At 53.2% G+C, this 20,931-nt stretch carries 18 protein-coding genes; 11 read left to right on the top strand and 7 right to left on the bottom strand.

The genetic code is table 11. From position 1 onward, the window contains the following. Positions 1-10: 10 nt before the first annotated feature. The 5 genes from HOM51_11765 to ubiE form a co-directional block, all read right to left on the bottom strand. Positions 11-466, bottom strand: a complete 456-nt coding sequence (locus tag HOM51_11765) for an Rrf2 family transcriptional regulator (GenBank protein MBT5035182.1) — start codon at positions 464-466, stop codon at positions 11-13. 27 nt (positions 467-493) lie between these two features. Beyond that, entirely contained in the window at positions 494-946 is a 453-nt protein-coding gene (gene dut, locus HOM51_11760) for a dUTP diphosphatase (GenBank protein ID MBT5035181.1), read from the bottom strand. Further along, positions 943-2,175 carry a bifunctional phosphopantothenoylcysteine decarboxylase/phosphopantothenate--cysteine ligase CoaBC gene (gene coaBC, locus HOM51_11755; protein MBT5035180.1) on the bottom strand — a complete coding sequence of 411 codons (1,233 nt, stop codon included), beginning with the start codon at positions 2,173-2,175 and terminating at the stop codon, positions 943-945. The genes dut and coaBC overlap by 4 nt, the downstream gene beginning before the upstream one ends. Positions 2,176-2,276: 101 nt before the next feature. Then, positions 2,277-3,809: a 2-polyprenylphenol 6-hydroxylase gene (gene ubiB, locus HOM51_11750; GenBank protein MBT5035179.1), complete on the bottom strand. Its 1,533-nt coding sequence runs from the start codon at positions 3,807-3,809 to the stop codon at positions 2,277-2,279. Between the two features lie 4 nt (positions 3,810-3,813). Continuing rightward, entirely contained in the window at positions 3,814-4,578 is a 765-nt protein-coding gene (ubiE, locus tag HOM51_11745; GenBank protein MBT5035178.1) for a bifunctional demethylmenaquinone methyltransferase/2-methoxy-6-polyprenyl-1,4-benzoquinol methylase UbiE, read from the bottom strand. 44 nt (positions 4,579-4,622) lie between these two features. Between ubiE and mutM the strand changes: the two genes are divergently transcribed. From mutM to HOM51_11695, 10 genes are all read left to right on the top strand, one after another. Next, positions 4,623-5,471: a bifunctional DNA-formamidopyrimidine glycosylase/DNA-(apurinic or apyrimidinic site) lyase gene (gene mutM / locus HOM51_11740; protein MBT5035177.1), complete on the top strand. Its 849-nt coding sequence runs from the start codon at positions 4,623-4,625 to the stop codon at positions 5,469-5,471. 16 nt (positions 5,472-5,487) lie between these two features. Further along, positions 5,488-5,868, top strand: a complete 381-nt coding sequence (locus HOM51_11735; protein ID MBT5035176.1) for a hypothetical protein — start codon at positions 5,488-5,490, stop codon at positions 5,866-5,868. A gap of 10 nt (positions 5,869-5,878) precedes the next feature. Further along, positions 5,879-6,658 carry an enoyl-CoA hydratase gene (locus tag HOM51_11730; GenBank protein MBT5035175.1) on the top strand — a complete coding sequence of 260 codons (780 nt, stop codon included), beginning with the start codon at positions 5,879-5,881 and terminating at the stop codon, positions 6,656-6,658. A gap of 101 nt (positions 6,659-6,759) precedes the next feature. After that, positions 6,760-7,026, top strand: coding sequence for a 30S ribosomal protein S20 (gene rpsT / locus HOM51_11725; protein MBT5035174.1), 267 nt, complete (start codon positions 6,760-6,762; stop codon positions 7,024-7,026). Between the two features lie 514 nt (positions 7,027-7,540). Next, positions 7,541-8,920, top strand: coding sequence for a chromosomal replication initiator protein DnaA (gene dnaA / locus HOM51_11720; GenBank protein MBT5035173.1), 1,380 nt, complete (start codon positions 7,541-7,543; stop codon positions 8,918-8,920). A 269-nt stretch (positions 8,921-9,189) separates the two neighbouring features. Then, positions 9,190-10,308, top strand: coding sequence for a DNA polymerase III subunit beta (locus HOM51_11715; protein ID MBT5035172.1), 1,119 nt, complete (start codon positions 9,190-9,192; stop codon positions 10,306-10,308). Positions 10,309-10,435: 127 nt separating this feature from the next. After that, positions 10,436-11,602, top strand: coding sequence for a DNA replication/repair protein RecF (gene recF / locus HOM51_11710; protein MBT5035171.1), 1,167 nt, complete (start codon positions 10,436-10,438; stop codon positions 11,600-11,602). A 13-nt stretch (positions 11,603-11,615) separates the two neighbouring features. Continuing rightward, positions 11,616-14,078 (top strand): DNA topoisomerase (ATP-hydrolyzing) subunit B, encoded by a 2,463-nt coding sequence (gene gyrB / locus HOM51_11705; GenBank protein ID MBT5035170.1) that lies wholly within the window; start codon positions 11,616-11,618, stop codon positions 14,076-14,078. Positions 14,079-14,143: 65 nt separating this feature from the next. Next, entirely contained in the window at positions 14,144-14,548 is a 405-nt protein-coding gene (locus HOM51_11700; protein ID MBT5035169.1) for a pentapeptide repeat-containing protein, read from the top strand. A gap of 81 nt (positions 14,549-14,629) precedes the next feature. After that, entirely contained in the window at positions 14,630-16,558 is a 1,929-nt protein-coding gene (locus HOM51_11695; protein MBT5035168.1) for a PBP1A family penicillin-binding protein, read from the top strand. Position 16,559: 1 nt separating this feature from the next. On the opposite strand, the gene rfaE1 is transcribed toward HOM51_11695, so the two are convergent. Continuing rightward, the gene (gene rfaE1 / locus HOM51_11690) at positions 16,560-18,023 is read right to left on the bottom strand and encodes a D-glycero-beta-D-manno-heptose-7-phosphate kinase (GenBank protein MBT5035167.1); all 1,464 of its coding nucleotides are present in this window, start codon (positions 18,021-18,023) and stop codon (positions 16,560-16,562) included. A 99-nt stretch (positions 18,024-18,122) separates the two neighbouring features. Here rfaE1 and asnB point away from each other — a divergent pair, with 99 nt between their 5' ends. Next, positions 18,123-19,916, top strand: coding sequence for an asparagine synthase (glutamine-hydrolyzing) (gene asnB / locus HOM51_11685; GenBank protein ID MBT5035166.1), 1,794 nt, complete (start codon positions 18,123-18,125; stop codon positions 19,914-19,916). On the opposite strand, the gene HOM51_11680 is transcribed toward asnB, so the two are convergent. Further along, entirely contained in the window at positions 19,913-20,854 is a 942-nt protein-coding gene (locus HOM51_11680) for an SDR family oxidoreductase (protein ID MBT5035165.1), read from the bottom strand. The genes asnB and HOM51_11680 overlap by 4 nt on opposite strands. Positions 20,855-20,931: the final 77 nt, after the last annotated feature.

The following is a 20,931-nucleotide window of genomic DNA, read 5'->3' as shown; positions in this document are numbered from 1 at the left end:
CTTCGTTCTATTAAATGATGAAATCAAGATTGCGTTGGCCCTCGCTCACAACGCCCTCGTCCTTAGCGCGGGTACAAAGATCGTCGATGCTCAAATTTTCCAGACGTGCCGTCATTTCGACCTGAAGTTCTAACCATAAGGGTTGGACAACCTTCCGGCCCAAATCTGATTCAAGCAACTCGTCGTCCTTGTTCTCATTTTTTTCCATCACCTGGACCACGCGAACGATATCGGCAACGGAAATTCGGCGGCGTTCGCGGGCGAGCCGATACCCGCCTCGCGGGCCACGGACACCGACTAAAATATTATCCCGCACCAAATGCTGTAGAGCTTGTTCCAAATAGCGCCGGGGAATGCCTTGGCGTTTGGTAATCTGATGGCTTTGGACCGGTTCACTCGCTGAATGATAGGCGATATCCAGCACAGCCTCGATCGCAAACAACATTTTTTTCGACAGTCGTAGCATAACCTAAATCACTCTCCCCAGAATTTCTTATCCAGTTGACCCGAAGCCGCCATCGCCTCGTACTGAGGCAGGCAAAGTTTTTGTTTCGGACCAAGCCACGGTTTCGATAGCGGCAACGACCATTTGCGCGATCCGCATGCCGCGGTCAACGTGGAACGTCTCGTTACCGAAGTTCACCAATATAACGCCAATTTCACCCCTGTAATCGGCGTCAATTGTGCCGGGACTGTTTAGAACAGTAACCCCATGTTTTGCTGCCAATCCGGACCGGGGCCGGACTTGCGCCTCGAATCCTTGTGGTAGGGCGATGGCGATACCAGATGGAATCACCGCGCGCGCGCCGGGCTCCAACGAAATCGGATCGTCCACAGCGGCAATCAAATCCATGCCCGCACTTAAGGCGGTGGCATAGCTTGGAAGGTCTAAATCATTCCCATGCGGCATGCGCTGCAGTGGCACTTTTAGAGGGGTCGCCGTCATGCCAACTTTTCCATTGCATCTGCAATATGCCCGGCCAGTTTATCTGCGGCGGCCTGTTTGCCGAGGCGGGGCCAATCCTCGACGCCCTCGCTTGTGACCAAATGCAGCGTGTTATCGTCTCCGCCAAAGGTCCCTGTCGCTGGCGATACGTCGTTGGCCAGAATCCAATCACATTTTTTCTTTGTGCGCTTGGCGATGGCGTTCTCGACGACTTGTTCAGTTTCAGCGGCAAATCCAATAAGCAGCCGAGGGCGCTGTTTTGATTGCCCGAGGCTTGCCAAAATATCTGGATTTTCAGTCAAATCCAGGGTCGGCGTCGTGTTCTTGCCGTCTTTTTTAATTTTGTTTTTTGCCGCCTCACCAACCCGCCAGTCACCTACTGCAGCAGCACATACGGCCACATCCACGGGCAAGGCTGCCTCACACGCTTCCAACATTTGGCGTGCGGTTTCAATGTGAGTTACGCGTACGCCCATGGGATCAGGCAGTTGGGTCGGCCCTGTCACCAGCGATGTATCCGCACCCAAATTTGACAGCGCTCGCGCAATCGCATGGCCTTGTTTGCCGGAAGACCGGTTGGCGATGTAGCGGACGGGATCAATAGGCTCGAACGTTGGGCCGCTGGTAACCAGGGCACTTAGGCCGGCCAAGCGGCCTTGACCCTTGGGAGTTCCTTCCAAATAAGAAACAATCGCCGTGACAATATCAGGCGGGTCCGCCAATCGGCCTTCACCGGCTTCGTTGCTTTCGGCCATTTCGCCGAAGCCGGGGCCGATGCGAATGATGCCACGCGCTTCCAGGGTCGCCACATTGGCCCGCGTCGCCGGATGCTCCCACATGCGGGGGTTCATGGCGGGGGCCACAAGGACCGGCTTATCGGTCGCCAATAATGCGGTGGTTGCTAGGTCATCAGCCAGACCATGGGCCATCTTTGCTAAAATATCCGCACTTGCGGGGGCGACAACAACCAGATCGGCTTCCCGAGACAAGCGGATATGGCCGATTTCGTTTTCGTCGTTTAAAGAGAACAGATCATCGAAAACTCTATCGCCACTGATCGCGGCGAGGGACAAAGGCGTTACGAACTGGCTGCCACCCTTGGTCAGGATGCAGCGCACGGCAATGCCGCGTTCACGTAAGCGCCGGATAACCTCCAGACACTTATAGGCCGCGATGCCGCCCGAAACGATAAATAAAATTCGTTTTCCACTTAACAAAGGGAGTTCCATTTAATCTACGCAAATAGAATGTAGAAACTAACGATTGTTGGAGTGCATTGCAAGTACAAGAGAATTTCTTGTCTAGTGTGGTGGAACTGGATTTCGCCGTACTAGGTTAAGACGAAAAGCAACGCTGCTAAAAAACCAGCAATCACCCAGAGTGGCAGGGGCGTGCCCGGCCCTTTGCGTCCGGCCATGGCACGAACTGTATCGGGGTGAAGTTTCAGGCCGCCTTGTGTGACTTGGATAACGCTTTTCTCCAAGCCTTCGATGATGGTGGGCAGTCGACGGAGGGTGCTGGTGGCTTCATCGAAAGCCTCGGCCACTAGATTTTCGGGTGCGAGGGTCTTGGCCATCCATTCCTCGACTAAGGGTCGGATCAGAAGCCACATGTTTGCATCTGGGCACAAACGACGCGCAGTACCTTCGGCGACCAGCATGGTTTTTTGTAGCAAAAGCAGTTGCGGCTGGGCTTCCATTTGAAACGTTTCGGTAATGCCGAATAATTGTCCCAAAAGTCGAGCGATTGAAATCTCGTTTTGTGGGCGATCCAAGATGGGCTCAGCAATGGATCGACACGCTTGGGTGAATAAATCAACAGATTGATCGGCAGGGACCCAGCCAGCATCGAAGTGAACCCGTGCCGCCCGCGCATAATCACGGGTGAGGAATCCTAGCAACATCTCGCCTAGAAACCGCCGGGTGCGTCGGTCCATGCGGCCCATGATGCCGAAGTCGACGGCGGCGATATTGCCATTATCATCGACGAATAAATTTCCGGGATGCAGGTCTGCATGGAAGAAGCCATCACGGAAGACTTGCATGAAAAAGGCTCGGGAGGCTTTTCGAACGACGTCTTCCGGGTCTAACCCTGCTTTTAGGACGGCGTCCCGGTCATCCATGGGGATGCCCCCCATGCGCTCGGTGGTCAGCACCCGACGACCGGTGAGGGTCCAATCCACGGCGGGGACATTAAAAGACTCATCGTCTTTAAAATTCTCCCCCAGTTCTGCGGCCGCAGCCGCTTCAAACCGCAGGTCCATTTCCATAGCCACCGTGTCGGCCACGGTCTTTATAGACTCGATTGGTTTCAAGCGGCGCAAATCGGGCCGGGTTTTCTCAATCAGCCCCGCAACCCACGTGAAGAGGTCAAGATCGGCCTGAAACGCGCTTTCGATTTCAGGGCGTAGAACTTTGACGGCGACGTCGCGGCCATCAGTGGTAACCGCAAAATGAACTTGGGCGATGGAAGCGGCGGCGATGGCTTTGTCATCAAATTTGGAAAACAACGCGTCCACGGGTTTGCCGAATTCCGCTTCGATCGCGGCGCGGGCTTCGGCGCCACTGAAAGGCGGCAGGCTGTCCTGAAGATCAGACAGATCACCCGTTAGTTCTTCGCCCAGTAGATCTGAACGGGTCGAAAGGGCTTGGCCCAGTTTGATAAAGCTAGGCCCGGCCTCCTGTAGTGCCTTGGCAAGGCGCTGACCCGGGCGGCCTTTGACGCGTTTTCTGGATATGAGCCGGGCCGCCGTGACGACGGCGGGGGCAACCTCTAACTTCTCCAGCAAAAACAAAGCGTCATGGCGGGCGAGTATTCGAGCGATCTTCAGCAGGCGTCGTGCGTTCCGAAAGTTTGACGCCATCGTATCAGATCCGCCACGCCGAATGGATGGCGACAATGCCGCCAGAGAGGTTGCGGTATTTGACCTGATCCAGGCCCGCGTCCGTGATCATCTCAGCAAACGTATCCTGGTCGGGAAAGCGGCGGATGCTTTCGGCTAAATATTGGTAGGCTTCGGCATCGCCCGCGACCCACTTTCCAAGTGCAGGCAGCATCTGAAACGAATAGGTATCATAAATTTTATCCAGCACCGGCCATGCGACCCGACTGAATTCCAGGCACATAAACCGTCCGCCGGGTTTTAAGACGCGTCGGGCTTCGCTTAGGGCGTTCTCTATATGCGTGACGTTACGGATGCAGAAAGCGATGGTGAAGGCATCGACGGAGCTGTCCTCGACCGGTAGTTTCTCGGCATCGCCACAAGTCCAACTGATGCCGTCCAAGATGCCCTTATCAATCGCGCGGTCTCGGCCACAGGCGAGCATCTCTTTATTAATGTCGACAACCCGGACACTGCTGCCACCTCGTCCCAAAAATCCGAACGCAATATCACCGGTGCCGCCGCCGACATCCAGAAGCGTCATGCCAGAGCGCGGTGCCAGCCAATCCAGGAACGCCGACTTCCACAACCGATGGGCACCTAGGCTCATCAGGTCGTTCATGATGTCATACTTAGGCGCGACACTGTCAAAGACGCCCCGGACCAGAGATTCTTTTTCATCTTCTGCGACGGAGCGGAAGCCGAAATGGGTCGTGCCAGGCTCGTCCGAAATTTTTTCTGAATTCGACATGGCCGAACCATAGCCTAACCCGTCCGGACACGCTAGATTATACCATGCCTGAATTACCTGAAGTCGAAACTGTTCGTAGAGGCTTGGCCCCTGTTCTTGAAGGCCAGCGGTTCACCCGCGTTCTGCAGCGTCGCCCGGATTTACGATTTCCATTTCCTGAAAACTTTCCCGAACGCTTGAGGGGCCGCAAGATAACGTCTGTCGATCGACGGGCGAAATATCTGCTGGTGCGCTTGGATGATGGGCAGGTATTGATCGGGCATTTGGGCATGTCGGGCCGGATGACGATTTTCAAGGCAGGCGATGTCCTTCCCGAGCCTGGCCCCCACGATCATGTGGTATTTGAAACAGATGGCGGGACGACGGTGGTCTTTACCGATCCGCGCCGGTTTGGGTTTATGGATTTGGTCCGGCCCGGGGAACTCGACAGCCATAAAATGTTGGCCAAGCTTGGACCGGAACCTTTGTCCAATGCTTTCAACGGCCCTGCATTGGCGGCAGCACTTAAGGGCCGCAACACGCCGATCAAGGCCGCCCTATTGGATCAGCGGGTGGTCGCAGGGCTCGGTAATATATATGTCTCAGAAGCCCTGTTTCGGTCGGGTCTTTCGCCGCGTCGCAAAGCTCGGACAGTACAAGGCGGTCGGGCCGAGAAATTAGCAGGCAGGGTCCGCGATGTGCTTTTGGAAGCCATTGAAGCAGGCGGTTCATCCTTGCGCGATCATCGTCAGACCTCTGGCGAGTTGGGTTACTTTCAGCACAGCTTTGCCGTCTATGGCCGGGCCGGGCAGGCGTGTCCCGGCTGCGACTGCGATATGGCGAAAACAGGCGGTATAAAACAAATCGTTCAATCCGGCCGATCCACTTTTTATTGTGCGCAGCGGCAGCGGTGATGGTATAGCGAAAGAGATGACAGTTCGACTCCACACAATTTTTTTACTGGTGATCGCGTTGGCGGTGGCGGTGCCGACACATTCTAATGGCGCGGAGCAGGCTCAAGACTTTTTCTCGGGCGTTGAGGATTTGCCGCTGGCACCGGGATTGGATGAAGTTCGTGATGCCGGCATGATCTATGACACGCCCGCCGGACGGATCGTTCACGCTACGGCTAAAGGTGCGAGCCAACCAGGGGATGTAATCGGATTTTACCGGGCGACCCTACCGCAATTAGGCTGGCAGATCGTCGGCGCAACTCGGTTTCAGCGCGAGACCGAAATTCTTGAGCTCAAGGTCACGCGCATTGCAGGCGGCGTTAAACTCGCTGTTACGTTAACTCCAGTTGAACGATAGGCGGCACCGCATGGCATATAAAAATATCATCCTGAAAAAAGAAGGAACCGGTGTAGGGCTCATCCAGCTAAACCGTCCTGAAGCTTTGAACGCGTTAAACGCTGCTTTAATTGAAGAGTTAAGCCAGGCGTTAGATGACCTGGAAGCTGACAAAGATATCGGCGCAATTGTAATAACCGGCAATGAAAAAGCGTTTGCCGCTGGGGCAGATATTAAAGAAATGCAATCCAATTCGTTCATGGATGTCTATCAGGCTGACTTTATCACCAGGGACTGGGAACGGATCGATCAATGCCGCAAGCCGGTGATCGCGGCGGTGGCGGGCTATGCCCTTGGGGGCGGTGCCGAAATCGCCATGATGTGCGATATGATCATTGCTGCTGACACGGCTAAATTTGGTCAGCCGGAAATTTCCATTGGCACCTTGCCGGGGGCTGGTGGCACTCAACGACTCACCCGGGCTGTGGGGAAATCCAAGGCTATGGAAATGTGTCTGACGGGCCGTTTGATGGAGGCAGAAGAAGCCGAACGCTCGGGTTTGGTTGCCAGAATAGTACCTGCTGACAAACTGCTGGATGATGCATTGTCGGTGGCCGAAAAAATCTCAAACATGTCCCGTCCTATGGCCATGATGACGAAAGAAGCTGTGAAGCGGGCGTTCGAAACATCGCTGGCTGAGGGAATTAAATTTGAGCGCAGAATGTTCCATGCATCGTTCGCCACCGAAGATCAAAAGGAAGGAATGGCAGCCTTCATTGAGAAGCGGTCGCCCAAGTTCTCCGGCAAGTAGGAAAGTGCGAGTCTCATATAGCTTTGACGGGGCTTGACGGGGCCTAGCACGGGTTATATAAGCCAGCCTTCGAATTCAAAAATTTAGATAGAGAGTAAACGATGGCGCATCACGCATCGGCAAAAAAACGTATTCGGCAAACCCTGAAGCGTACAGAAGTTAATAACACGCGCAGAGGCCGCATCCGGTCCTTCATCCGGAAAGTAGAAGAAGCAATTGAGTCTGGCGATCAGGCTCAAGCACAGACCGCATTTCGTGAAATGCAGCCCGAACTTATGCGCGGTGCCCAGAAAGGCATCCTCCATCGCAACACGGCGTCGCGGAAACTTTCCAGATTGTCCGTAAGAATCAAGGCGATGGCAGCCTAACTGAAATTAAGCCTTCAAGTCGGGCCGTTTCCTTAACAGGGGACGGCCTTTTTTTGTGTCTGATCTCTAATGTGCGGGGGACTCTACCCGCCGTTTTTTGTCAAGAAATTTATTTTTGTTTTTCCCATTTGGAGTCTGTTGCAACCATCATCAGGGCTCGTTAGATTGGCTTTAGGGAGCTTCATGGCACGGGGATAAATTTCTGCATAAAACAATAGAAAAAAAGCGGTCGTAATAAAGTTAAGACGACTAAGCTATTCCCTTTATTGTTGTGTCCCAGAATTATCTAATTGTTCGAATTAGCCTATTAAAGCGACGAAGTTTTTTTTATTTTTTTGGCAATATTTTAGAGTTGGCGTGGGTTGTGGTGTGATCCAGACGGTGGGTCTGGTTTCGGTTACGATAGACGAACAGTAAAAAAATTAAGGACCGGCTTATTAAGCACGGTTCAAGATTAAAAAAAGCGGGGGACCGGGTTGCCTAATGGGGGCTCACTTAAAAAATGAATGATGGAATGACCGACGGTCTTATTCAGGAAACTTGGCTAAGGGTTTGTGACAATCTCCGCGCGGAAGTTGGGGAAACGTCGTATAAAAGCTGGTTGAAGCCGATGGCTGTGCGCGAAGTGCGCGATGGCAAAGTTCGGATTTCTGTGCCAACCCGATTCATGCGGGATTGGGTTATGGCGCATTATGCGGAACGTTTGGAAAATCTATGGTGCGGTGAAATGCCTGAGGTGAATTCGGTTGATGTGTTTGTGCAACCGGAACGTACGACGGGTTCTCCCACTTCAAAAAAGGTTGAGGCAGCACCAAAACCAGCCCCGGAAGAAAAGTCCAATAACAAGCGCTACGATTCCTACCGCAATGAAATTAGTGCGCCGCTGGATCCGAGGTTTACGTTCGATCAATTTGTTGTTGGTAAGCCGAACGAATTTGCCCATGCCGCTGCCCAGCGCGTAGCGGAGGCAACACGGCTTCAATTTAATCCTTTATTTCTGTATGGCGGTGTCGGCCTGGGCAAAACTCATTTGATGCACGCCATCGCTTGGCATATCCGCAAAGCGGACCCATCGCGTACAGTGATGTATCTATCGGCGGAAAAATTTATGTACCGGTTTATCCGGGCGTTGCGCGAACAAAATACCGTGGACTTCAAAGAGCAGTTCCGCTCTGTCGACGTGTTAATGATTGACGATGTTCAGTTTATCAGTGGCAAAGAATCAACCCAGGAAGAATTCTTCCACACCTTTAACGCCCTGGTTGATCAAGGACGCCAAATTGTAATTTCTGCCGACAAGTCGCCGTCCGAGATGGAGGGTATGGAAGAACGCCTGAAATCGCGTTTGAACTGTGGCTTGGTTGCGGACATTCACGCGACGACTTATGAACTCCGGCTCGGCATCTTGTTGTCTAAGTCTGAGCAAGCCGGGATTGAGGTGCCGCGAAAAGTGACCGAATTCCTCGCCCATAAAATTACCGCCAATGTGCGCGAGCTTGAAGGTGCCCTCAACCGGGTCATCGCGCATGCGCAGCTGGTAGGTCGAGAAATCACCTTGGAGACGGCCCAAGAGGTCCTGCATGATTTATTGCGTGCGAACGACCGCCGGGTGACCATCGAAGAAATTCAGAAACGGGTGGCGTCGCATTTCAATATTCGGATGTCCGACATGCATTCCGCGCGTCGAGCACGGTCGGTCGCGCGACCGAGACAGGTCGCCATGTATCTGGCGAAGCAACTGACGTCGCGGTCATTGCCGGAAATCGGACGCAAGTTTGGCGGTCGTGATCATACAACTGTCATGCACGCGGTTCGCAAGGTCGATGAGCTCCGCGAATCGGATGCTGGGTTCGCCGAAGATGTGGAGCTTTTAAGGCGGATGTTGGAGGGTTGAAGCCCTAAAACACCCGAGCCATCACCAGAACCGGCACCTAATTGGAGACTATGTCCTCTAATCCCGTAATTAGGGCTAGAAGTAGGCTATTTCCTGTCGAAAACGCTTCTGATTCCAAGGACATTTGTTATAATACTTCTCTCCTCGTGTGGTCATTTTTGACCGCTGCATCACCTTTAGTATGGCTCGGGTGAATGGGGGTAAAAAGGGGGCGGGCCATGCAAGTGACGGTACAGACAAAAACAACTGATCGATTATAAAATATTGCCATGAAATTGACCATCGAACGAGCGGCCCTCCTGCGGTCGCTGGGGCATGTGCAGAGCGTTGTTGAGCGCCGCACAACGATCCCAATTCTCTCTAACGTCAAGCTTGAAGCAGCGGACGGTCGCTTGAACCTGAGCGCAACCGACATGGACTTGGACATCGTCGGCTCGGTAGAGGCCGAAGTTGCAAACCCAGGGGCACTTACCGCACCGGCGCTGACGTTATATGAAATTATCCGGCGCCTGCCGGATGGTTCACAAGTGGAAATAGACAGTGACGGCATGGACGGCCAATTGGCGCTCCGTTCCGGACGGTCAAATTTCACCCTAGCGTGTTTGCCGGTAGAAGACTTCCCGGCCATTGATGGCGCCAATCTGCCGCATGCTTTTAAGTTATCGGCAGGCGACCTTCGGGTTCTCATCGACCGCACCCAGTTTGCGATCTCCACTGAGGAAACGCGCTATTACCTAAATGGAATTTATTTACATCCGGCAGAGCGCGATGGCGTAGATGTAATGCGCGCCGTTGCGACCGACGGCCATAGACTGGCGAGTGCAGAAGTGCCTTTGCCGGAAGGTGCCGCCGGAATGCCGGGCGTGATTGTTCCGCGTAAAACGGTAACAGAAATTCGCAAGTTGATTGATGAATCAGGCGATGAGATCGATATCGCTCTTTCTGATACGAAAATTCGTTTTGCGTTCGACGATGCGGTAATGACGTCGAAGTTGATCGACGGAACTTTTCCAGAATACGAAAGGGTTATTCCCTCCAATAACGACAAGGAATTGGAAGTCGATCGTAAATCGTTTGCGGCGGCAGTTGATCGTGTATCAGCTATTTCCAATGAAAAATCCCGCGCCATCAAGCTGGAACTGAAGAACGATGTTCTAATCCTATCCGCCAGCAGCCCTGACTCCGGCAGTGCCATCGAAGAAGTCGAAGTAAACTACCGCGGCGAAGGTTTGGAAATTGGATTTAATTCGCGCTACTTGCTAGACATCACTAAGCAAATTGAAGGTGATAATGCTCGTTTGTCATTAGCTGACGCCGCTTCGCCGACAATCGTGCGAGAGGTGGACGATGAAAGCGCGCTTTATGTGCTCATGCCCATGAGGGTTTAACGGGCGGGTGTAATTGGCGGGTGTAACGCGCCGGGCCTCTATGTGGTGAGGGCCCGTCTTTAAAGAAAGTTTGATTCTGATCGATTTGCAAAACCTTGCAGTCAAAAACGTTGAATCCAATGATGCCATGGCGAGGAATTCGTCTGCCATTGAGGTTTCGGTCGCTCGAGTCACTTTAACCGACTTTCGGTGCTACGCTTTCGAACGGCTTGAATGTGGGCCTGAGCCTGTTGTGCTGTCAGGCCTAAACGGTGCTGGGAAAACTAATTTACTGGAAGCGCTGTCATTTTTGGTTCCGGGACGAGGTCTCCGTCGTGCCCGATTGGGCGAAGTCGGCCGTGCTGAAGACGGTGCCACCCATAAGCCGTGGGCGGTTGCCGCCTCGATCGAGACCCCGGCGGGATCGGTTAATCTTGGCACCGGCTTGGACAATACAAAACCGAATGAAGGCCGGGAACGCCGGGCAGTCCACGTAAACGGCGAAACTGTTAAAAGCCAAGCCGTGCTGGGCGAATATTTAAATGCCCTTTGGCTGACCCCGCAAATGGATCGTTTGTTTATTGAAGGGCCCTCTGCGCGCCGCCGGTTTTTAGACCGCTTGGTCTTTGGTTACGATCCCGCCCACGCGGGCCGGGTCGCGGCCTACGAAAAAGCAATGCGCGAACGTTCAAGATTATTGCGCGATAAGGGTACGGGTGCAGATGCCGCGTGGTTGACGGCACTAGAAGAAACCATGGTTGAAAGAGGGATCGCCGTCATCGCAGCCCGCCAACTGATGGCAGCCCGGCTCGATAAAATTTGTGCCGCACGGACCGGCGTCTTCCCCGCATCAGAAATAGTGGTGACTGGCGGGCTGGAAACGTGGCTCGAAGAGATGCCAGCATTGGCAGTGGAAACCCGCTATCGAGAAGCATTGGCGACGTCGCGACCTTCGGATGCAGAGGCTGGCGGAATAGCAATGGGTCCACACAAAAGCGATATGGACGTGCGCCATTTGGGCAATGGCCAGCGCGCGGCTTTGTGTTCAACCGGCGAGCAAAAAGCGCTGTTAATTGCTTTAATTTTGGCCAATGCGGAACTGCAAGCGGAAGAGCGAGGATCTCAGCCATTGTTGTTGCTCGATGAAGTTGCAGCACATCTGGACGATAAGCGCCGGCAAGCTTTGTTTGATGAGATACTTGGCCTTGGTGCCCAAGCCTGGATGACTGGAACCGATCGTTCGCTATTTGAGCCATTAGAGGGCCGAGCTCAATTTTTTGAAGTAAAGGACGCTGCCCTTCGGCGCGTATCTTAGGAAGTGAATTATAATGTCAGACGAAAATACAGAAAATAATACCGACGAAGAAGTTACCGAAGAATATGATGCCGAATCGATTAAGGTTCTCAAAGGGCTAGAGGCCGTTCGTAAACGCCCCGGCATGTATATCGGCGACACCGATGATGGCTCAGGCCTGCATCACATGGTCTACGAAGCTGTTGATAACGCGATTGATGAGGCGCTGGCTGGTCACTGCGATCTGGTCGATGTGATCTTGAACGCGGATGGGTCCGTGACGGTTTCTGATAACGGCCGCGGAATTCCGGTGGATATTCATAAAGAAGAAGGCGTGTCAGCGGCGGAGGTCATCATGACCCAGCTCCATGCCGGCGGTAAATTTGACCAGAATTCATACAAAGTCTCAGGCGGCTTGCATGGGGTTGGGGTTTCTGTGGTCAATGCCCTTTCTAGATGGCTGGAACTCTGCATCTGGCGCGATGGCAAGGAACATCTTGTCCGATTTGAGGGCGGCGACACCGTGAAGTCCTTGGAAGTGGTTGGCGATGCGCCGTTGATTGATGGCGAGCCCTTGACCGGCACCCGGATCACGTTCCTACCCTCAACCGAAACCTTCACCATGACCGAATTCGATTTTCAAACATTGGAGCACCGCCTACGCGAATTGGCATTCCTGAATTCGGGCGTGGCTTTGAAGCTTACCGATGCGCGCCACGTGGATGAAAAATCGGTCGATCTGCATTACGAAGGTGGCCTGACCGCTTTCGTGGCTTATCTCGACAAATCAAAAACCGCATTGCATGAAATCCCAATCTCCGTATCAGGTGAAAAGGATGGGATGACTGTTGAGCTCTCTATGCAGTGGAACGACAGTTATCACGAAAATACGCTGTGTTTTACCAACAACATTCCGCAGCGCGACGGCGGCACCCATTTGGCGGGCTTTCGCGGTGCTCTGACCCGGACCATCAATGCCTACGCAACGTCTAGCGGGATTACTAAAAAGGAAAAGGTCGGCATTACAGGCGATGATGCGCGGGAGGGAATGACCTGTGTTTTGTCGGTCAAAGTACCTGATCCCAAGTTCTCGTCGCAGACCAAGGACAAGTTGGTCTCGTCAGAAGTTCGCCCCATTGTTGAAAGTATCATCAGTGAACAGCTTGACCAATGGTTCGAAGAACGGCCTGCAGACGCCAAAAAAATCATCAGCAAAATTGTCGAAGCCGCCGCCGCCCGTGAGGCAGCGCGGAAGGCTCGCGAACTTACCCGGCGCAAAGGCGCACTGGACATAAGTTCGTTGCCTGGAAAGTTGGCTGATTGCCAAGAACGCAATCCGGAACTCAGCGAACTGTTTATCGTTGAGGGTGACTCTGCCGGTGGGTCAGCGAAACAAGGCCGGGACAGGTCTAATCAAGCAATTCTACCGCTTCGGGGTAAAATATTGAACGTTGAGCGGGCACGTTTTGACAAGATGCTCAGTTCGGCTGAAATAGGCACCTTGATCGCAGCACTCGGTACTGGGATTGGCAACGAAGAATTCGATATTGAAAAATGCCGCTATCATAAAATCATCATCATGACCGATGCGGACGTTGACGGCAGCCACATCAGAACTCTACTACTCACATTCTTCTATCGGCAAATGCCAGCAGTTATCGAACGCGGTTTTCTGTATATCGCGCAGCCTCCTCTTTATAGGGCCAAACGGGGGAATTCAGAAGTTTATTTGAAGGATGATCCTGCCCTGGAAGACTACCTGTTTAATGCCGCCATTGATGAGGGAACCGTCCTTGTAGATGGTGGCGGCAATCAAATTGCGGGGCCAGATTTGCGCAATTTGGTTGAAGAAGCACGTGAGGCGAAGATCCTGCTGACCCATCTGGCGCAACACTTGCCGGTGAAAATTTTGGAGCAAGCGGCAATTTTAGGAGTGTTGAACCCGAAAATTCTCTCCGACGATAAACTCGCTGGCGAGGTCGCCGACTTTATCGCCAAGCGCCTTGATGCCCTGGAACCTATTGCTGAGCGAGGATGGAAGGGCACGGTTTCGGAAGATGGCGGATTGGCGTTCGCGCGTACGCTTAGAGGCGTGACCGAACAATACTTGATCAACGAGTCGGTAATTCGCTCGAGTGAAGCGCGTCAACTTGATGAGCGTGCGGCGGACCTACAGCGGGGCTACGGCGCGCATGGAACACTGACCGTAAAGGACAAAGAATATTCGACGACCGGGCCGGTTTCGCTGGTGAATGCAATTATGGAATCAGGCCGTAAGGGTGTCGGCATCCAACGTTATAAGGGGTTGGGCGAAATGAACCCAGAGCAACTTTGGGAAACCACCCTGGACCCCAATGTTCGCACATTATTACAGGTCAAAGTTGCCCACGCCTCCGATTCGGACGAAGTCTTCTCAACCTTAATGGGAGATGTGGTAGAGCCTCGTCGAGAATTTATCCAGACAAACGCTTTAAAAGTGGCTAACCTTGACGTCTGACGAATTTATTAGGCAAATTCAATTTAATTAATTTTTTGCCGAGAGGCGATAAGGAGATTCGGATTATGGCTCGCGACGAACGTTCCTTGGTCGAAATTCTTGACGATCACCACGCATGGGTAGCTGACAATGGTGCGGGCACACGCGCTAATTTGGTTGGGCTTGATCTCCGAGACATGGATTTCCGAGGTTCAGACCTCAGGAACGCCGACATGCGAGGCTCTAATTTGTCCGGGGCAGATTTCGCAGGTGCCGATTTGCGGGGTGCAAACTTATCGGAAACAGTGCTGTTGAACGCTGATTTCCGAAGCGCCTTATTATGTTACGTGGATTTTTCCGATTCAGACTTGCGCGGTTCAGATTTTCGCGAAGCCGATTTGAATGGTGCTGAAATGTGGCGCGTCAACGTAAAGGGCTGCGTCATCGCACCGGATTTATTGCATCACGTGCTTAATTGTCGGATGCCTTAGAAAGTGGTCTAAGCCTCAGATTTTTAACAAAAAATCGTCTTTGTTAACCGATTCCTAACCACGATTGTGGAGGATAGGTCTATGGCGAAATCCAATAAAAATCAGGAAGCACGCGGATTTGGTTTTGCTAGGTTATTGTCCTGGACACTGACCTTGGCCGTCTGGGGCTTTATCGGACTGGGGGGGATCATGGCGTGGTATGCCTATGACCTGCCAGATGTGGAAGAGGCCTTAAAACCGACCCGGCAGCCGACAGTGACAATCGTTGCCGTTGACGGCTCCACCTTGGCCACTTACGGCGATCTTTACGGCTTGCCCGCCCAATTAAAAGAACTGCCGCCTGATCTAACGCACGCGGTTTTGGCGACCGAAGATCGCCGATTTTATGATCACTTCGGGCTTGATTTAATTGGGCTCGCGCGGGCGACCGTCGCCAATATTCTCGCTGGCCGCATTGTGCAAGGCGGCAGTACAATCAGCCAACAAGTAGCAAAGAATATATTTCTAACTCCAGAACGCTCGCTCAAGCGCAAGGTGCAGGAACTGCTTCTGGCATTGTGGCTGGAACATCAATTTACTAAGGACCAAATTCTCAGTGTTTACTTGAACCGTGTTTACTTGGGCGCAGGCACTTATGGGGTTGAAGCTGCGGCCCAAAAATACTTTGGAAAATCTGCGCGGAGGCTGAGCACTTATGAAGCCGCCCTTATCGCTGGGCTCTTGAAGGCACCGTCCCGGTATAACCCGCTGCGTGATAAAAAGCGCTCTCAGAAACGGACCCGCCAAGTCTTGGCAAATATGGTTGCCGCAGGATATCTCACCCAAGCCCAGGCCAAAGCGGCCCGGCATTTAAAAAAGCAGAAATTTGCAAATAACCGCCGAACGTCCTCACCACGCTATTTCATTGACTGGGTGATGGCACAGGTGCCGGATTATGTATCACCCGGCAGCTATGACTTAACCGTTGTCACAACCCTTGATGCCACTTTGCAGGCTAATTCAGAAAAGGCTGTGCGTGGAGCTCTAGCGGGAGCTGGCAAAAAAGCCAAAGCCTCTGAAGCGGCCTTCGTCGCAATGACACCCACAGGGGCGATCCGCGCCATGGTTGGCGGACGCAACTATGTGAAAAGTCAATTTAACCGGGTGACCCAAGCCCGACGTCAGCCAGGGTCGGCGTTTAAGCCAGTTGTTTATTTGGCAGGTTTGGAAGCCGGGCTAAAACCCAGCAGCCGAATACTAGATGCACCTATTCGTATTGGCACCTGGTCGCCGCGAAATTTCCAGCGCCGTCATCAGGGTGAAGTTACATTAGCCCACGGTCTAGCCCAGTCGATCAACACTGTCGCGGTCCGTGTTGCAGAACATGCGGGGCGAAAAAATGTCGTGCGGACGGCTCAGCGCCTAGGGATTACCTCTCCCTTGAAGGCACAGCCCAGTCTAGCTCTGGGAACGGCTGAGGTGAGTTTATTGGAATTGGTCTCCGCCTACGCTCCCTTCGCCAATGGCGGGGCTGCAGTGTGGCCGCATGGAATTACTGAAATTCGTGATGGGCGGAAAAACGTCCTGTATCGACGTCAAGGTTCCGGCCCAAGCCGTATTATCGACTCGCAAAATGTTAGGCATATGAACGCCATGCTGGGCCGGGTTGTCCAATCTGGCACGGGACGAAATGCCAAACTGGACCGACCGACCGCAGGTAAAACAGGAACCAGTCAAAATTACCGAGACGCCTGGTTCATCGGTTATACCGCCGATTTGGCCGCAGGTGTATGGTTTGGAAACGACAATGGCCGCCCCATGCGGAAGGTAACAGGCGGCGGCCTGCCAGCAAAATTATGGCATAAAATTATAAGCAAGGCGCACGCAGGTCTTCCGGTTCGGGCGCTGCCTGGCATTACGCAACAAAGTGGCGCTCCAATCGCAAGGCGCAGTCCGCAAAGAAAATTACCAACAAGTGATCAGGGTTTTTGGGCACGGTTGATGTCAGGCCTGACCGGCAACGACGGATAATTTACTGCGCCATTCGTTTGATTGTGGCTGTGGTGCTGTGGCCGTCTTCTAAATCGGCAAGCAGGATACGTCCACCATAAGATTGAACCACATCTGACCCGACAACTTCGTCCACAGAGTAATCCGCTCCCTTGACCAAAACGTCAGGCTGGATCGCCTTGATCAATTCAATTGGTGTGTCTTCGGAAAAAATGACCACCATGTCGACGCTGGCAAGAGACGCCAGCACGGCGGCTCGGGACGCTTCAGATTGGATGGGGCGGTCTTCGCCCTTGAGCCGGGTTACGGATGCATCGCTGTTAAGCCCGACGATCAAACGGTTGCAGCCGTCTTTGGCTTGGGCCAGTAGCGAAACATGTCCCGGGTGCAATAAATCAAAACAGCCATTGGTAAAGCCAACCTGAATTTTGCGTCGTCGCCAGAGCCCGACCTGATCAAGTGCTTGTTCCAGGGTTAGAACCTTGGCCTCGGCGCTGGAAATTTCCTGATGGTGCAATTCGACAATGACGTCTTTGGCATAGGCAACGGCCGTGCCAACCTTACCGACGACGATACCTGCGGCAATATTTGCTAACTTGGCCGCTCGCGCCAAATCTTTTTCGACGCACATGGCGGCACCTAGGGTGGCAACCACGGTGTCGCCAGCACCAGAAACATCGAATACTTCGCGGGCCTCGGCTGCTAAATGAGTGACTTCGCCATCTTTGGCAACCAAGGTCATGCCGTCTTTGCTTCGGGTGGCAAGTACGGCCGATAGGTCGTGGTCCTCGATCAATTTTTGCGCGGCAGCAATAACTTCGTCGTCGTTTGTTACAGGTAAGTGGGTTGCTCCTTCTAATTCTGTCAGGTTAGGCGTAATAAGGTCTGCCCCCTGATATCGGGCATAATCGTGTCCTTTGGGATCGACAATCACCGGCTTTCCCGCCTCCCGCGCGCCTTCGATTACGCCTTGAATGAGGTCACTCGACAACACGCCTTTGCCGTAATCGGACAGCACCACAAGGTCGCTATCCTTTAACGCACGACGTGCTTCTGACAGAAGTGTATCGGCCAACTCAGGGGCGAGTGCTTCGGTGCTCTCCTGATCAGCGCGCAGAATCTGCTGATTGCCGGCCAAATAGCGGGTCTTGATTGAGGTTGTGCGTCCCGTATCCACTACCAGAACCGGGTCAACCCGATCAAAGCTGTTGAGCAGAACGCTGAGTTCTTTGCCTGCACTATCGTTGCCGAGTGCAGTAATAAATCGCACATTTGCGCCGAGTGCTGCCAAATTTCGGACCACGTTGCCGGCACCGCCGGGCATGGAAATTTCATTGTTAATTTGCAGGATAGGGATTGGGGCCTCTGGCGAAATTCGATCAACCGAGCCATGAACAAATCGGTCCAACATCAGGTCGCCAACGCACAGCACACGCGCCTGGCTCAGGTTCTCCACCAATTGGACAAGTTCGGAAGGTTCAGTCATGGGGTCTTTGTACTCCGATTTCCCTCATATATGCAAAATGCTTTGCGTGCAGGTTCCAGTAAAGCTTAACTAGGCCGCTCACTGAGGAATAACAAGGTTATGTGTGGAATCGTCGCCATTTTCGCTTATCGGTCTGACGCGCCGCCCGTGGAGGGGGCGGAGTTGGAGGCCATTCGCGACCACATGATCCCGCGCGGGCCAGATGACGCGGGGTCGTGGATTTCTTCAAACGGTCGGGTCGGGCTGGCGCACCGGCGGCTTTCGATCATTGACCTCAGCACGGCTGCTGCACAGCCCATGGCGTTTGAGGACGGGCGATATCAGATTAGCTACAACGGTGAGATTTATAATTTTCGCGCCCTTCGAGCCGAGCTTGAAGCCAAAGGGCAAGTGTTTAAAACCAACTCCGATACAGAAGTCCTGCTGCATCTCTACCATCTTTATGGTGCCGATATGGTGCGTCACCTTCGTGGCATGTATGCCTTCACGATTTGGGATGAGGCCAAACGCGGTCTATTTTTGGCGCGGGACCCCTTTGGGATTAAGCCAATATATTATGCTGATACGGGCGGCACCTTTCGCGCGGCCTCCACGGTAAAAGCCCTTAAGGCCGGAGGAAAGGTTGGAACGGGGATTAATCCAGCAGGTCATGTCGGGTTTTTTCTATTCGGCTATGTCCCTGAACCACATACACTTTTCCAAGACATCCGCAGTCTTCCAGCGGGCACGACCCTGTGGGTTGATGAAAAGGGCGTCGGTGCACCGAAAACGTTCTTTGATGTAACAGAACGCTTGTCAGCGCCTGTCGAGGACCGCAAAAGTTCAACTTCAGCGGAAGCCTTGAGAGAAGCGCTCTCCGACAGTATTCGGAGCCACCTCGTCGCCGATGTGCCGGTTGGCGTGTTTTTGTCTTCGGGGCTCGATTCGACGACGATTACCGGACTGGCGGCAGAACACCACGGTGCCGGGCTGAAGACCCTGACCCTGGGGTTTGAAGAATTTAAGGGCACGGAAAAAGACGAGGTGCCGTTAGCTGAAACGGTGGCCGGAACTTATGGCACCCACCACCGGACCGAATGGGTTACCGGTTCCGCCTTTCAAGGTGAACGGGATGCGCTGTTTGCCGCCATGGACCAACCCAGCATTGATGGCGTTAACACCTATTTTGTTTCCAAGGCAGCGGCGGCGTCAGGCTTGAAAGTGGCGCTTTCCGGATTGGGGGGGGATGAACTCTTTGGCGGATACGATACATTCGCGCAAGTGCCGAAATTGGCGCGATGGGGGGGAAGTGTTCCCGGGGGTCGTGCAATAGGAAGCGGGCTTCGTGCCATTGCGGCACCTGTCCTCAGCCACTTTGCAAAAACAATTTCACCCAAGACTGCGGGTTTATTAGAATTGGGGACGCGGCTTGGGGATGCATATTTGCTGCGACGCGGACTGTTCATGCCGTGGGAATTGCCGCAAGTCTTGGATGCAGATTTGGTGCGCCAAGGATGGTCGGATTTGGAACCTCTGATTAGGCTTAACCGCGCTCCGGCTTCGATCTCAGAACCTCGACGCGCCGTCGCAGCATTGGAAATGGAATGGTATATGCGGTGCCAGTTGCTGCGCGATGCAGACTGGGCGGGGATGGCACATTCCCTGGAAATTCGCGTGCCTCTGGTGGACAAAGTCTTGTTTAAAGAACTCGCGCCGATGATCGGATTTGAGCGGGGCTATAGTAAAAGAGATATGGCCCTGACTCCTAAAATACCTTTGCCAGACAAAGTTCTAAACCGCGAGAAGACAGGGTTTTTTGTGCCGGTTCGTGATTGGCTACAAGGCGATAGTGAACAAGAAGAGCGTGGCCTCCGCGGCTGGGCCGGCCGAGTTTATCGAGAATCTATGACCTAAAGAATACTGCGGAAATAATCGATGGTTTTTTCCAGGCCTTGATCCAGAGGAATGGTCGGCGACCATTCCAAGGTTTTTTGTGCCAAACTGATATCCGGACAGCGCTGCAAAGGATCGTCTTCCGGCAGGGGCTTTTCAATCAATTTTGACGAGCCGTTCGTTGCGGCGATGACCTTTTCGGCGAGTTCACGAATACTGAATTCACCCGGGTTGCCCAAATTTACAGGTCCCGTCACATCGTTTGAGGCATTCATTAACCGGACCAAACCATCAATCAAATCATCGACATAACAGAACGATCGGGTCTGGCTGCCGTCACCATAAAGGGTGATCGGCTCCCCTTTCAGGGACTGGACAATAAAATTAGAAACCACGCGCCCGTCGTTGGGATGCATGCGCGGGCCATACGTGTTGAAAATTCGTGCGACCCGAATCTTGGTCTCATGCTGGCGGTAATAGTCAAAAAACAGGGTTTCCGCGCAGCGCTTGCCTTCGTCATAGCAGGCGCGCGGCCCAATCGGATTAACATTGCCGCGGTAGTCTTCGGTCTGCGGGTGAATGGTGGGGTCGCCATAAACCTCGCTGGTTGAGGCCTGAAGAATTTTTGCCCCCGTGCGTTTTGCCAGGCCCAGCATGTTGATGGCGCCATGCACGGTTGTTTTAGTGGTTTGTACCGGATCGTATTGGTAATGCACCGGCGAGGCAGGACACGCGAGATTGTAAATCTCATCTATTTCCACATAGAGCGGAAACGTCACATCGTGGCGCAGGACTTCAAAATGCGCATTATTCATGAGATGAACAATGTTATCTTTGGTGCCGGTAAAATAATTATCGGCGCAAATGACATCGTGACCGTCAGCCACCAGACGATCGCATAAATGTGACCCTAGGAATCCGGCGCCACCGGTAACAAGAATTCTTTTTCGCGAAAGCATGGTATTTATTTTCCTAATCTCCAGCCCCCACATTCGATGCCTGGAGTGCCCGGAGTATCCAGCAGCGAATGTAACAA

This window comes from Rhodospirillaceae bacterium, from assembly GCA_018660465.1.
GTDB lineage: Bacteria > Pseudomonadota > Alphaproteobacteria > Rhodospirillales > JABJKH01 > JABJKH01.
The sequence above is the reverse complement of the archived record's forward strand: the minus strand, read 5'-3'. Positions and strand labels throughout refer to the sequence as shown.